Annotated in this window: 15 protein-coding genes; 6 read left to right on the plus strand and 9 right to left on the minus strand. The window is 33.7% G+C overall.

Annotation, left to right across the window (positions count from 1 at the left end; all coding sequences use genetic code 11):
* The first annotated feature begins 11 nt into the window (after positions 1-11).
* Complete coding sequence (gene aroB, locus ES675_RS08420; RefSeq protein WP_066248130.1) at positions 12-1070, plus strand: 3-dehydroquinate synthase; 1059 nt, start codon at positions 12-14, stop codon at positions 1068-1070.
* Between the two features lie 4 nt (positions 1071-1074).
* On the opposite strand, the gene ES675_RS08425 is transcribed toward aroB, so the two are convergent.
* From ES675_RS08425 to ES675_RS08435, 3 genes are all read right to left on the minus strand, one after another.
* A complete protein-coding gene (locus ES675_RS08425) occupies positions 1075-1590 on the minus strand; it encodes a DinB family protein (RefSeq protein ID WP_066248058.1) in 516 nt (171 codons plus the stop codon).
* A 78-nt stretch (positions 1591-1668) separates the two neighbouring features.
* Positions 1669-2148: an Lrp/AsnC family transcriptional regulator gene (locus tag ES675_RS08430; RefSeq protein ID WP_066248062.1), complete on the minus strand. Its 480-nt coding sequence runs from the start codon at positions 2146-2148 to the stop codon at positions 1669-1671.
* A gap of 64 nt (positions 2149-2212) precedes the next feature.
* Positions 2213-3352, minus strand: a complete 1140-nt coding sequence (locus ES675_RS08435; RefSeq protein WP_066248064.1) for a M14 family metallopeptidase — start codon at positions 3350-3352, stop codon at positions 2213-2215.
* 293 nt (positions 3353-3645) lie between these two features.
* On the opposite strand from ES675_RS08435, the gene ES675_RS08440 reads away from it, so the two are divergent.
* From ES675_RS08440 to ES675_RS16430, 4 genes are all read left to right on the plus strand, one after another.
* Positions 3646-4053: a helix-turn-helix domain-containing protein gene (locus tag ES675_RS08440; protein WP_066248065.1), complete on the plus strand. Its 408-nt coding sequence runs from the start codon at positions 3646-3648 to the stop codon at positions 4051-4053.
* An 88-nt stretch (positions 4054-4141) separates the two neighbouring features.
* Positions 4142-4510 carry a DNA topoisomerase IV gene (locus tag ES675_RS08445; protein ID WP_066248069.1) on the plus strand — a complete coding sequence of 123 codons (369 nt, stop codon included), beginning with the start codon at positions 4142-4144 and terminating at the stop codon, positions 4508-4510.
* Position 4511: 1 nt separating this feature from the next.
* On the plus strand, positions 4512-5318 hold the full coding sequence (locus ES675_RS08450; RefSeq protein ID WP_066248070.1) for a TerC family protein: 807 nt from the start codon (positions 4512-4514) through the stop codon (positions 5316-5318).
* 48 nt (positions 5319-5366) lie between these two features.
* Positions 5367-5525 carry a hypothetical protein gene (locus ES675_RS16430; RefSeq protein ID WP_157448671.1) on the plus strand — a complete coding sequence of 53 codons (159 nt, stop codon included), beginning with the start codon at positions 5367-5369 and terminating at the stop codon, positions 5523-5525.
* Between the two features lie 5 nt (positions 5526-5530).
* On the opposite strand, the gene ES675_RS08455 is transcribed toward ES675_RS16430, so the two are convergent.
* From ES675_RS08455 to ES675_RS08480, 6 genes are all read right to left on the minus strand, one after another.
* Positions 5531-8218, minus strand: a complete 2688-nt coding sequence (locus ES675_RS08455) for a DNA gyrase/topoisomerase IV subunit A (RefSeq protein ID WP_066248072.1) — start codon at positions 8216-8218, stop codon at positions 5531-5533.
* Entirely contained in the window at positions 8218-8703 is a 486-nt protein-coding gene (locus ES675_RS08460) for a hypothetical protein (RefSeq protein ID WP_066248074.1), read from the minus strand. Before ES675_RS08460 ends, ES675_RS08455 begins: the two co-directional genes overlap by 1 nt.
* Positions 8700-10559 (minus strand): DNA topoisomerase IV subunit B, encoded by a 1860-nt coding sequence (locus tag ES675_RS08465; protein ID WP_066248076.1) that lies wholly within the window; start codon positions 10557-10559, stop codon positions 8700-8702. Before ES675_RS08465 ends, ES675_RS08460 begins: the two co-directional genes overlap by 4 nt.
* A 114-nt stretch (positions 10560-10673) precedes the next feature.
* Positions 10674-12092: a hypothetical protein gene (locus tag ES675_RS08470; protein ID WP_066248078.1), complete on the minus strand. Its 1419-nt coding sequence runs from the start codon at positions 12090-12092 to the stop codon at positions 10674-10676.
* A 76-nt stretch (positions 12093-12168) separates the two neighbouring features.
* Positions 12169-13263: a redox-regulated ATPase YchF gene (ychF, locus tag ES675_RS08475; RefSeq protein WP_066248080.1), complete on the minus strand. Its 1095-nt coding sequence runs from the start codon at positions 13261-13263 to the stop codon at positions 12169-12171.
* A gap of 235 nt (positions 13264-13498) precedes the next feature.
* Entirely contained in the window at positions 13499-13852 is a 354-nt protein-coding gene (locus ES675_RS08480; protein WP_066248082.1) for a 4Fe-4S dicluster domain-containing protein, read from the minus strand.
* A gap of 168 nt (positions 13853-14020) precedes the next feature.
* On the opposite strand from ES675_RS08480, the gene ES675_RS08485 reads away from it, so the two are divergent.
* Positions 14021-15082, plus strand: a complete 1062-nt coding sequence (locus tag ES675_RS08485) for an acyl-CoA reductase (RefSeq protein ID WP_066248085.1) — start codon at positions 14021-14023, stop codon at positions 15080-15082.
* The last annotated feature ends 46 nt before the right edge of the window (positions 15083-15128 follow it).

The raw sequence follows: 15128 nt of genomic DNA on the forward strand, positions 1-15128 counted from the left end.
CATTAGTTCTTATGAAATCTATACAAACCGAAACATACCCAATTCACTTTAATTCAAATAGTTACACAGCTTTAAACACCCACTTAAAGCAAACTAATTATTCGCTGATTTTCATTTTAGTTGATGAAAACACCCACAATTTGTGTTTAACCAAGTTTTTACAACAGGTAGAAACGACATGTACTATAGAAATTATAGAGATTGAATCTGGTGAAGAACACAAAACTATTGAAACTTGTGTTGGCGTTTGGAATGTTCTTTCAGAATTAGGCGCCGACCGTAAAAGTCTTATTATTAATTTAGGTGGTGGTGTTGTTACCGATTTAGGCGGCTTTGTAGCTTCTACGTTTAAGCGTGGCATTAACTACATAAACGTGCCAACATCTTTATTAGCCATGGTAGACGCCTCTGTTGGTGGCAAAACTGGTGTGGATTTAGGACATTTAAAAAATCAAATTGGCGTTATTAATTCTGGTGAGATGGTGTTGATTGATACCAGCTTTTTAGAAACCTTACCAGAAAATCAAATGCGTTCAGGTTTAGCAGAAATGTTAAAGCACGGTTTAATTTATAGTCGCGATTATTGGAATAAATTTACAACAACGGAAACCTTAAATTATGACGATTTAATTTACGAATCCGTCATCATTAAAAATAGCATAGTTACCCAAGATCCTTTAGAAGAAAACTTACGTAAAACCTTAAATTATGGACATACGCTAGGTCATGCCATCGAATCTTACTTTTTAAGTCATCCAGAAAAAGAAGCGCTTTTACATGGTGAAGCCGTTGCAATAGGTATGATATTAGCCAATTATATTTCTACGGAATTAACAGGTTTATCTAAAGTAGAGAATGATGAAATTAAAACGGTAATCAAAACTATTTTTGGAGAAGTTACGGTGCTTCCCTCCGACTATGACGCCATCATAGAACTTCTTAAATACGACAAGAAAAACGAACATGGCAACATTAATTTTGTGCTCCTTGAGGATATGGGAAAAACAAAAATTAATTGTTTAGTTAGTAACGATGTTATCGTTAAGGCTTTTGAATATTATAAAGCCTAACCAGCTATAAATAACGCTCTTTAATAATCTCTATATGATGCTTTTCATGACCGATTAGCACAAATCCTATAGCTCTAACAGACATTTCAGCATTGCTAGCAACGCCTATTTGCTCTAACATTTTTTTTGAAAAACTACTAAACAGCGCAATAGTTGATTCGCGCAAATCTAAATAATCGTTTAGTAGTTGAGTTCGTGTTCTTCTATTTGCCACGCTTGCCAGCACATAATCATCTTGTTCAAATCCTGGTAAAGGTGTTTTATCTTGGCGCGCAAAACGCAAAGCGCGGTACACAAAAACATGTTCGGTATCTATTAGGTGTTGTAAAATTTCCTTAACAGTCCATTTACCTTCAGCATAACGATATTCAAGCTTATTCTCCGGAATAGATTCGAAAAACGCTTTGGTAGCTGCCATGCCATGCTCTAAGCCAACTAACAAACTTAATTCACCTCCTTTTTTAATATAATTGGCATAAAATGATGCGTATTCTGTATCTGGTATTTCTTTTACAAACATAAATTTTTATTTAAAAGTACTGAAAAAAAAGCGCTTCTATTAAGAAGCGCTATGAGTTTTTAATTTTCTACAAGAAGCCTACATATTATTAAAAATAGAATGCATTAAGCGTTTTTTATCGTTTAAGCTTTCTTCAAGTGATATCATCGTTTCTGTTCTGTAAACCCCTTCAATATCGTCAATCATAAAAATAACCTCTTTGGCATGTTCGGTGTTTTTAGCACGTATTTTACAAAAAACATTAAACTTACCTGTAGTAATATGAGCAACCGTTACATAAGGAATTTCATTTATACGTTCTAAAACAAATTTGGTTTGTGACGTTTTTTGAAGAAAGACACCAACATATGCAATAAATGCATAACCTAATTTTTTATAATCCAAGGTAAGTGAAGAACCCTTAATAATTCCAGCTTCTTCCATTTTCTTAACACGAACATGTACTGTTCCTGCAGAAATAACTAATTTTTTTGCTATATCTGTGAAAGGAACACGTGTGTTATCAATTAACATTTCAAGGATTTGATGATCTATATCGTCTAATTTAAATTTTGCCATTTTTTAATTTCTTTAAATAAAAAACAAAAATAAGACAATAATTTTAAATTATATCTACCAAATTTCAAGTTTTAGGCACTAATAATGAATAATTTTCATTATTTATCAACACGCTATCAATTTCGTTTCCAACTTGCAACGGTGAATGATTGAAATCTAAAACTTTAACACCTTTAGCGTCCAACTCTCTATGACCAAAAAAGCCCTCTAACGTCTCAATTTTCTCAATTTTAGGAACAAACTGTATCGTGTTATTTATTAATAATTCTTGATACTGAATACCAATATCTACACGTTTATCTTCATGCAAAACATTTCTAATAATAATATCTAAAAAATATTTTCTATTTTGAGGAATTTTTAAGTAATCCTGATAGCCTTCTCCTGTTAGTTGGCGTTTAGAAATAGTATTTAAAGCAACCATCAAGGAGTGATAAATGAAAGAGCGTGTTATCTCCCGATTATAATCGTTGGAATAATGACCGGCTTCAAACAAAACCGTTGGCACACCTAAACTTTGAAAGGTATCACCAACACAGTTATGATTAAATCCATCATCATACAATGCGACCTGATTTGGAATGTATTTTTGCAAATTAGCATGCATTACCGCAATTAGCTCCATGGCAATTTTACGAGTTTTAGTAATTGTACGTTCCGCATCTTCAGCTGGAGATAGGAATGACACAGTAGCTGATCTTGATGTATTATCCACACTAAAAATAGTTCGTTGACCATGTAAATTGAAACAGAAGTCTGGTTTAAAACTATTAAAACAATCACGTAAAAGCCTACTTTCCGGTTGGGATAAATTCTGCGCATCACGATTTAAATCCACATCATTAGCATTTAATCGCGTATAGGCTTCTGCGCCATCAGGATTTAGAATAGGAATAATCAATATGGTGCAGGCGTCTAAAATAGAATTTTTTGCTTTGATCGTATTTAAAATATCAAAAATCGCTTTGGTAGTTGTGGATTCATTTCCGTGCATTTGCGACCAAAGCATAATACGTTTTTTTCCAGTTCCTAATTTAATAGAATAGATAGATCGTTTTTCAACTGACAATCCTTCAACTGAAACTGCAGCATTTTTAGGTAGCTTTTTCAATAAGGGCTCAATCATGGAATTGGTAATATACCGACCCGATAATTGAAGTTCTTGAAAAGGATTTAATGTCATTTCTAAAGCGCTATGATACATATGTAAATTTGATATGTTACAAAGGTAAACAAATACTAATTTACATTTGTAAACAAGAAAGCCGTCAGGATTGTTTAGAAATGTATACAAATATGCACCTAAAACAAGCTATCATTAATACTTAAATTTTGCTATTTAAAATAGTTAGCATATTTTGCTATATTTCAGTTAATTACATGACTTTATTTAAAGTTTTAAATCACCATAAAAGTTAATATTACTAGAATTATAGTGTGATTATTACTAATAATATTTACATTTGTAAAAGCAATTCACTTTAGTAACGGTTTACAATGATAAACAGCCCCGAATTTTCAAAACGCCTAGAAAAAGTCATCAAATTTCATGACGAAACAGCCTCCTCTTTTGCTGAAAAAATAGGTGTGCAGCGTTCAAGTATTTCTCATATTTTATCTGGCCGAAATAAGCCAAGTCTAGATTTTGTTATGAAAGTTTTAGAAGCTTTTCCCGATGTAGAATTGTATTGGTTATTAAATGGTAAAGGCACATTTCCAAAATCGGAAACAAAAATAATGGAGACTCCAACTCCATCGCCAAGTTTAGTTTCAAATAAAAATTCAGAAAAAACAGCTAACCAAATTTTAGAAGACCTCAAGACCCTTCCTTCAAATAGTAGTAAAGAAATAGATCGGATTGTTATTTTCTATAAGGACGGCACATTTCAAAATTTCAATAATTAAGAGAAGTATTTGTCTATTTTGAAATAAATCATTCTTAAGACCTATGGCAATACCATAATGTTTCTTAATTTTGTTTAAAATATAAACTATGAAACTCCTTTTATGTCTTTTTTTAGTGCTCTTTATGAGCTGTTATCAAGTGGAAAGACAATGTGCAGATTATCAAACTGGGACATATACGAGTAGTATAACTATCAATGACTCCACTTATCACTCGGTATTCACGAGGACTAAAGATTTGCAAGTGGAAACTTATAAAGGTCACGTAGACTCTACAACGGTTCGTTGGATTAACGATTGTGAAGTTGTTTTTAGAACTATAAACCCTAAAAACATGCAAGAGCGCAAGGATATTCATTTAAAAATATTAACGACTACGGATTCAACCTACAACTTTGAATACTCGTATGTTGGTGAAAAAACAAAACAAAAAGGAACCGCAAAACGCATAGATTAATATGTTAGATTTCCTACTTACTTCAGATGCTATCATGGCATTACTAACCTTAACGTTTCTAGAAATTATTCTAGGAATAGATAATATTGTTTTTATATCCATTGCAGCTAATAAGCTTCCAGAAGATCAGCGTGCAAAAGCCACAAACATTGGTTTATTATTAGCTATGGTTCAACGGATTATTCTCTTATTTTTTGTGAGTTTTTTAATAGGCCTTTCAAAACCTTTTTATATAATAGATACGGATTGGCTGCATGTAGGTATAAGCTGGCAAGCTATAATTCTGTTCGTTGGTGGTTTATTTTTAATATATAAAAGCACCTCTGAAATTCGTGAAAAGGTAGAAGATCCGGGCCATGATGAAGCAAACGTAAAAGGCAAAAAAATCACGTCTTTAAGCCAAGCTATTATTCAGATAATGATCATAGATTTTATTTTCTCTATCGATTCCATTCTAACTGCAGTTGGTATGACTAACGGTTTGCACGAAAACCATAATTACAATTTAGTTTTAATGATTATAGCTGTAGTTATATCCATTGGAATTATGATAGGCTTTGCTAATCCTATCCGTAAGTTTATTGATACACATCCAAGTGTTCAATTACTTGGCCTGGCGTTTTTAATCCTAATAGGGTTTATGTTAATTACAGAAGCTGCGCATTTATCGCACACTGAATTATTTGGAAATACGGTTGGAGCAATTCCAAAAGGCTATCTGTATTTTGCTATAGCCTTCTCTATCTTTGTCGAGTTTTTAAACTTTAGAATTGCTAAAAAGCGAAAGAACAAAGACAATTTAAACTAATGAAATTGAATTGCTGTTTAAAACCATTTGATAGTAAAATATAACGATATGAAAAAAGTAAGTCCAAAAGTTTTATACCTTATATCAACAGGTTTAATTTTAACGTCAATATTCTTTAAAGAAAACACCCCCATACTTTACTATACATGTATAATTGGAGGTGTTTTAGCTTTTCTTATTGCTGCAGCTTCTTATTTTAGAAACTAATTATCCTAAAATAGCGTCGCTTGGCCTTTATCATCCATGTTTCCTAAATTTGAATCCGTATCATCGTCATCATTTTTGGAGTCATTAGTTTCTTCAGCTATATCTGGCTTTGATTCTTTATCTGAATTTTCTGATTTTACTTCCGTTTCATCAATAACATCTAATTCTTCAGCTGGAATATCCTCTGGAGCTTCATAAGGCAACGATTCTAATAAATCAATTTGCTTCACCTTATCTTTGGTTAATTGATTTCCTAAAGCGGATATTCCTTTAACAGAAATAAATTCATCCAAATTCACTTCCAAGTTATCTTTACGATCTTTACCACGTTCTTTGGTAAATTCCACTTCTACCATGGGTTTCCAATCCGTTGAAACAATCTCTAATTGTGAATTTTCATGTTCAGAAATAAATAATTCCTCGCGACTTTCATTTTCAACTAAAAAGCGCTTTACATAATAGCGTTCTTTCTCACCATCAAAATAAATAGCTGATATTGGTTTTTTAGGAAGCCATTTTTCCATGACAATCATATCATCATCAAAACGAGTTGTTACTTCGGGAACAATGGTTTTTATAAATCCAGATTGTCTGATTATTAAAATCCGGTCTTCACCTCTAAATTCACCAACTAAATCACCACGACCATCCACGTTTAAGCGTCTAACCGTATCATCAAACCAGATTTTTCGTGGTTTTAAAGTAGAAACACCTTTTTCTTTGAGTTCCACTTTTTTAATGGCGTGCTTTGTCACCATATTCCCTTTGGAACTGCGACCTTTTATAATAATATCAGCAAAATCAACATCCCATTTCAGCTTTTTAATACTTCCTACTTGTCGTAAAGAAACGGTTACCACTTCGGCTTCACCATTTGGATTCGCTGAAAAATACCATAGTTTCGAGTTTTTTGAACCATTGGTCATATCGTATTCCTTATCACGCGTCATGCTAGTTACCGCAAAACGTTTCACATAAGTAGGCCCTGTTTTACCATCGCGATACATCATATTGTAAATAGTACGCTTGTCTTTTTTCTTAAAAACAGCTACATGAATAATGTCCTTACCAATAAAGGTTTTCGTATCCACTTTGGTCACCATCATTTTACCTTCATTAGTAAAAACAATAATGTCATCAATGTCACTGCAATCGCCAACATACTCGTCTTTTTTAAGAGACGTTCCAATAAAGCCTTCTTCCCTATTTACGTATAGTTTCGTGTTTCTGATAACGACTTTTGTAGCATCAACATCTTCAAAGGCACGAATTTCCGTTTTACGTTCTTTGCCCGCACCATACTCCTTTTTAAGACGCTCAAAGTAGGCAATAGCATAGACAATTAAATTTGCTAAATGATGCTTCACTTCTGCTATCTGATCTTCTAAAGCATCAATTTTTTGTTGGGCTTTATCAATATCAAATTTAGAAATACGCTTAATTCGAATTTCCGTTAAACGTACAATATCTTCTTCTGTGATTGCTCGTTTTAAATGTTTTATATGAGGTTGTAATCCTTTATCAATGGCTTGTATAACACCTTCCCATGTTTCTTCTTCTTCAATATCACGATAGATACGATTTTCAATAAAAATGCGCTCTAATGATGCAAAATGCCACTGTTCTTCAAATTCACCTAGGCGAATTTCTAATTCACTTTTTAAAAGCTGAACAGTATTATCAGTTGAACGACGCAACATTTCAGAAACACCTACAAACAAGGGTTTATTATCTTCAATTACACATCCTAAAGGTGAAATGGACGACTCACAATTGGTAAATGCATATAAAGCATCAATAGTTTTATCTGGTGAAATACCACCTGGCAAATGGACTAGAATCTCTACATTAGCAGCTGTGTTATCTTCAATTTTTTTGATTTTGATTTTACCTTTATCATTGGCCTTCAAAATAGAATCGATTAATGACGATGTATTTGTTCCAAACGGGATTTCTGTAATTACCAACGTATTCTTATCGTATTGAGAAATTCTGGCACGTACACGTACTTTTCCACCTCGAAGTCCATCTTTATAGTCAGAAACATCAGCAATTCCAGCAGTTGGAAAATCTGGATAAATAGTAAAACGTTTACCGTTTAAATGTTTAACAGAGGCATCAATTAATTCGATAAAGTTATGCGGTAATATTTTTGTAGATAAACCTACTGCAATCCCTTCACCTCCTTGTGCTAATAAAAGCGGGAACATTACTGGAAGATTTACAGGTTCTTTCCGACGACCATCATAACTAGCTTGCCATTCGGTAATTTTAGGGTTGAAAACAACGTCCAATCCAAATTTAGAAATACGCGCTTCAATATATCGAGATGCAGCAGCACTATCACCTGTTAGAATATTTCCCCAGTTTCCTTGTGTATCAATCAGTAAATCTTTCTGACCAATTTGCACCATAGCATCAGCAATACTAGCATCACCGTGTGGATGATACTGCATGGTATGACCCACAATGTTGGCTACTTTATTATAACGACCATCATCTAAATCCTTCATGGAATGCATGATTCGTCTTTGAACTGGCTTAAAACCATCCTCAATTGCTGGAACAGCTCGTTCTAGAATCACGTAGGATGCATAATCTAAAAACCAATCTTTATACATACCAGTAATTCTGGTAATAGTTTCTTTAGTTTCTTCTGGTTCAGGTAGGTTATCGTTGATGTCGTCGCTCATTAACTCTGCTCTTTTCTATTTTGTTTCACCATTTTCCTTAATGACTGCTTCATGTATTTTCGCTTCTTTTTGGCCACTAACGTAATATTAAAACGTTCTTTTTTAACATGTTGACCATTTTTACTGTCGATAAACAAAACCAATTCTTTGTAAATGATATAATTATTAATTTTAAATCCTGATAGTCTGGGCTTATCAAACTCTACGGTATGCTCGCGATAATTTAAATAATCAGACAGCAACAAACCTTTGTTAGTAACGGTGACTTTTAAACCATCACTATCATATTCAAAATATTTAGATATAAAATGTACGGTTAAAAATAAAGCTATGAAAATTAGTGAAATTACAAAAAATGCCACTATTGGGTTATTATCAATTTCACTGAAAGCTCTAAATATAGTTAACCAAAGCACAGCAAGAACTATCAGTATAAAATATACCGAAATAATTACGTTTTTTACTTTTTCATTACTCGTTCTCATTTAATTTCCTCCACGATGTCGAGTTCCACTTTAAGATTATTAATAATGAATTCCTGACGGTCTGGCGTGTTTTTCCCCATATAGAAACTTAACAAATCTTCAATAGACATGTTATCATCTAACATAACAGGATCCAAACGAATATTATCGCCAATAAAATGCTGAAATTCGTCTGGTGAAATTTCACCAAGACCTTTAAATCGGGTAATTTCTGGTTTAGGCTTCAATTCTTCCAGTGCATCTCTACGTTCCTCTTCGGTATAACAATAAATGGTTTTTTTCTTATTACGAACTCGGAATAAAGGTGTTTGCAAAATATATAAATGCCCATCTTTTATTAATTCTGGGAAAAACTGAAGGAAGAATGTAATTAATAACAACCGAATATGCATCCCATCCACGTCAGCATCGGTAGCAATTACCACGTTATTATAACGCAAATCTTCCAGAGACTCTTCAATATTTAAAGCAGCTTGGAGCAAATTGAATTCTTCATTCTCGTAAACAATTTTCTTTGTTAATCCATAACAGTTTAGCGGCTTACCTTTTAAGCTAAAAACGGCTTGTGTGTTTACATCACGCGACTTGGTGATACTTCCCGAAGCTGAATCTCCCTCTGTAATAAACAAAGTGGATTCTAAATTTCGCTCATTTTTAATGTCGCCAAAGTGCACACGGCAATCACGGAGTTTTTTATTGTGAAGACTCGCTTTTTTAGCACGATCTTTTGCTAACTTTCGGATTCCGGATAATTCCTTACGCTCACGCTCGGCCTGAAGAATTTTACGCTGAATCTTATCAGCTGTTTCAGGGTTTTTATGCAGAAAGTTATCTAAATTGGTTTTTACGAAATCGTTGATATAGGTTCTCACGGTTGGCAAATCGCCACCCATATCCGTAGATCCTAATTTGGTTTTGGTTTGACTCTCAAAAATGGGCTCCATTACTTTGATGGAGATAGCAGAAACCACTGATTTCCGAACATCAGACGCATCAAAATTCTTATTGTAAAATTCACGAAAGGTTTTAACTAATGCTTCACGAAAAGCCGATAAGTGTGTTCCTCCTTGCGTGGTATTTTGTCCGTTAACGAAGGAATAGTATTCTTCGCTGTACTGTGTTTTACTGTGTGTTAATGCGACTTCAATATCATTCCCTTTTAAGTGAATTATTGGATAAAGTAAATCGTTTGCATTGGAATTTTCCATAAGCAAATCCTTTAATCCATTTTCACTAAAATATTTTTCGCCATTAAAAACGATGGTTAAACCAATATTCAAATACACATAATTTTTGAGCATTTTAATAATGTACTCATTACGATACTTGTAATTTTTGAAAATGGCTTCATCTGGAACAAAAGATACTTTAGTTCCTTTTCGGCGAGATGTATCATCAAGTAAATCTTGATTGATCAAGTTTCCTTGTTCAAATTCGGCTGAAGCTGATTTGTTATCTCGAGTAGATTCTACTCTAAAAAAGCTAGAAAGTGCATTAACCGCTTTGGTACCAACACCGTTTAATCCTACAGATTTTTTAAAGGCTTTACTGTCGTATTTTCCACCTGTATTCATTTTAGACACGACATCAACCACTTTACCTAGTGGAATACCACGGCCATAATCGCGAACCGTTACCTTATTGCCATGAATAGAAATTTCAATGGTTTTTCCGGCTCCCATAACATACTCGTCAATGGAGTTATCTAAAACCTCTTTAATCAGAATGTAAATACCATCATCTGCTGAAGACCCATCACCCAATTTACCAATATACATTCCAGGACGCATACGAATATGCTCTTTCCAGTCCAGCGAACGGATATTATCTTCGGTATATTTGGTTTCTTGAGACATAAATGAGGTAATTTTGGATATGTTGCTAATATAAGGTTTCGCGCGAAAAAATGAAACCCCTAATTTGTAAAGTAATTAACAATAAATTTAAAATACTGTTAAGAGCTTTTTGGTTTAGTATTTAGATCTTTTATAAAGTGAAATAAATACACCACAATCGCTAAAAGTCTTTAGTAATTCCCAATTATTCTGAACCTCTAATAGCTCATCATCTTTGGTGTAATTCTCAATATTAGACAGGAGTATATACCTGTTGGATTGGATGTCAAAATGGGCATATTTCCGTATTTCTGGCACCCCCTTTAAAGTTGAGAAATCCCGTTCATTTAATCGGATACGGGTTCCGATACTGCTATTTACCAGCCCCGAATCTTTAATGTAATTCTCCATTTTTTCTTCTAAAGGAAAATAGCGCAAATAAGCTAAAGTGCTATCCCAGGATTGTGAAATAGTGGCTGGATAAACCCAAAAATGTCCAGATAAAAAGCAAATTACCACAGTGGACAGAATTAAATTTTTATATTTTAAATGAAGCAAAACGATTAAATTAATCAACAAAATTATGGCCAGAATATAACATATCATAAAATATCTATCGCCAATTGGATTTGAAAAAGGCACCATGCCAAGAAACAGCACACCAGCTATAACAAGGAACGCAATTCCAATTCTGTCAATACGCGTGTTTTTAAGCGATTTCTCTTTAACGTATTTTAATAATAGCGGAATGAGAACTATAAAAACAATAAAACGGCCGTATTCCAAATAACTTTTAGCATATACAATACTATTAATTAAGACACTTTTAATCCCTGTAGATTGGCGATGCTGATTGTAATTGGTGTTTTGAGTAATTAAAAACCAACCCAGCTCTTTATACTGCAAAATACAGAATATACCAAAGCTAATTGCCGAGATAAAATAGGCAATAAACAATGTTTTATTGTTAGAAATAAGTCGGTAACGAAGATAAAGAGCATGAATAATTAGAATAGCTGTAAACAAATAAATACCACGTAAATTAGTAAACAACAACCCAATTAAGGCTAGGGTAAATAGAAATGGTTTTTGGTTTATTAAGCTATTTAAAGAAAAAAGTGTAAAAAACAGCAACAACATATCATTATTCAAACTTGTGGTTTGCGCCATTAACGTGGGCTCTAAACAAACCAAAAGCATAGCGACTGCAGAAACACCTTTTATAAAGTTGTTTTTGCATAACCTACTAATTTGCCAAAACACGCCTATATTGACTATAAGTAATAATATTCTGGCGCTGAGTATAGACTTCCCTAAAACTGTCCAAGAAATTGCCAACAATGAAACCCATAAAGGTGGATGCCCCGAATTAAAATCGGTTGGAACAATGAATTGCTTCAAACCATTTTCATAAATCCAGTTTGCACGTGCGGATTTACTAATAGCATCCCAAAAGAAAGGTAAATCTCGAAAAAGTACCGTGGAAATAATTAGAAAACAGCAGGCCACATTAAAGACCTGCAAGTAGCTTATTTTTTTTAGTTGGTTTAACATTCGAGAAAGGTAAGATAAATGCAAAACTCTGAAAAATTTACTGAATAGTTAACCTTTAACGTAAAAGAACCAAAAATTAAACGTTAAACAGAAAGTGCATCACATCGCCATCTTTAACGATATAATTTTTTCCTTCCACACGCATTTTCCCAGCTTCTTTTACTTTTGCTTCGCTACCAAATTGCACATAATCCGCATAAGCAATAACTTCGGCACGAATAAAGCCTTTTTCAAAATCGGTATGAATCACTCCTGCTGCTTGAGGAGCGGATGCACCAACGTCTATTGTCCACGCACGCACCTCTTTAACACCTGCTGTGAAATAGGTTTGTAGGTTTAATAATTTATATGCCGAACGAATTAATTTAGCGGAACCTGGCTCTTCCAAACCAATATCAGCCAAAAACATCTGACGCTCTTCGTAATCGTCTAATTCATTAATATCAGCTTCTGTACCCACTGCTAAAACTAAAACTTCAGCGTTTTCATCTTTTACAGCTTCGCGAACTTTATCAACATACGCGTTTCCTGTATTTGCCGAATCTTCGTCCACATTACACACATACATAACGGGTTTATCCGTAATAAATTGACTTGGTTTTACGAATTCGATATCATCTTCAACTGAAAATTCTAAAGCTCTAACAGAAATACCTGCTTCCAAACCTGCTTTAATTTTCAATAAAACAGCTTCTTCTTTCTGCGCTTCTTTGTTACCAGTTTTAGCAGCACGCTTAACTTTTTCCAACTTTTTATCGGCTGTTTCCAAGTCTTTTAACTGCAATTCCATATCAATGGTTTCCTTATCACGAATGGGATTGATATTTCCATCCACATGAATGATATTATCGTTATCAAAACAACGCAATACGTGAAGAATGGCATCTGTTTCACGAATATTAGCAAGGAATTGATTTCCTAGACCTTCACCTTTACTCGCGCCTTTTACCAAGCCTGCAATATCCACAATCTCCACGGTTGCTGGTTGCACACGTACGGGATTTACTAATTCCTCTAGTTTTTCCAATCTTGGATCTGGAACGTTTACAATCCCAATATTGGGTTCTATGGTACAAAACGGAAAGTTGGCACTTTGCGCTTTAGCGTTTGATAAACAATTAAATAAGGTTGATTTTCCTACGTTTGGTAATCCTACGATGCCTGCTTTCATAAACTACATTCCTGCTCATGCAGAAATCTCTTTTTAAGGTTGTACTTAATTTTTAGCCATGCCTTTTCGGCACGAAGGCGCAAAGGTAACTAATTACTTGAATAGTTTGAATACCCTTTTTGGAAATTGTTAAAGACCTTAATAATTATGAATAATTACATCATAAAAAATCAATAAAACAAAAAACCTCAAGCATAAACTTGAGGTTTCATATAAAATAATATTAAAATAATTATTAAGAATCCGGGTGCATAAAACGTTGTTTACCATCTAATTCCTCATTCGTTTCCACATGCGAATCATCAGGCACACAACAGTCTACAGGACAAACAGCAGCACATTGCGGTTCTTCATGAAAACCAACGCATTCTGTACATTTATCAGGAACTATGTAGTAAATTTCATCACTAATTGGCTCTTGGGCTTCATCAGCATCTACTTCTTTACCATTTGGCAAAACCACTTTTCCGTTTAAACTGGTACCATCTTTATAGCGCCAATCGTCAGCACCTTCATAAATAGCCGTGTTTGGACATTCTGGCTCGCAGGCACCACAATTAATACATTCGTCTGTTATTATAATTGCCATTGTTTTCTATATTTATTAATCTTTCGATATAATTTCTAATAAAGGTTTCTTTTGAATTTCAAATAATTAATCACCATTATCAGAATTAAAACCTTTTGTTGCTCACTTGCTTTATGTAAATTTGCAGTTGCAAAAATAAAGCCAAAACCATTCATAACCAAATCATACATGGATTTACGACAAAGAATTAACGCGTTTGTTGAATTAGGGAAATTTCTTGAACAATTTTCGGCAGATCCCTTTGAAGAAAACAACGCTATTTTACATAACGATTTGTTTTTTGATGGTTTTAAACACCAAATAAAAATTGCTCAAGAACACAATGCGTGGTTTACAAAAGAGAATCTTATTTTTTCTTTTGATGGCTGGTCTAAATTACTGACTGAAAGCAATATTAAACAATGGCTTAATAACTATAACTTTAAGGGTATTAATCCTAAAAAGGTAGCCATTATCATGGCTGGAAATATTCCGCTAGTCGGTTTTCACGATTTTCTATCGGTTTTAATATCTGGACATCATGTGGTTGTAAAACAGTCCAGCAATGACAAACACCTCTTACCTTTTTTAGCAAAATATTTAGAAACTGTAGCGCCTGAATTTAAAGGGAAAATTACGTTTACTACAGATAAACTCGATGCATTTGAAGCAGTAATCGCCACGGGAAGCAACAACACAGCGCGTTATTTTGAATATTATTTTAAAGGAAAACCGTCTATTATTCGTAAAAACAGAAATTCTTTAGCTGTTCTTTCAGGTGAAGAAACGGAAGACCAACTAGAAGCGCTTTCCGAAGATATTTTTAGATATTATGGTTTGGGTTGCAGAAATGTATCCAAATTATTAGTTCCTAAAGATTACGATTTTCAAAAATTCTTTAAGGCTATGTACAAATGGCACCCTATAATTCACCAAAATAAATACGCTAATAACTACGATTATAATAAGGCTGTTTATTTAATGAGCGAATTTGATATGTTAGAAAATGGCTTCTTAATGATTAAGGAAGATAGCAGTTACGCATCGCCTATTGCTACGGTTTTCTATGAGTATTATACAGACTCACAAACCTTAAAAGACAAGCTACAAGCCGATTCTGATAAAATTCAATGTGTGGTTGCTAACGGTTTATTGGATTCAGAAATTCCCTTCGGGCAAACGCAAAATCCGCAACTTTGGGATTATGCAGACAACGTAGATACTATTTCATTTTTGTTAAAAATTAGTTGATAAGTTATTGATTTATTGCCTGCTTTTTTATGAGAATTTAGCACCT

The sequence above is a fragment of the Algorimicrobium algoritergicola genome, assembly GCF_008086165.1.
Taxonomy (GTDB): Bacteria; Bacteroidota; Bacteroidia; order Flavobacteriales; family Flavobacteriaceae; genus Algorimicrobium; species Algorimicrobium algoritergicola.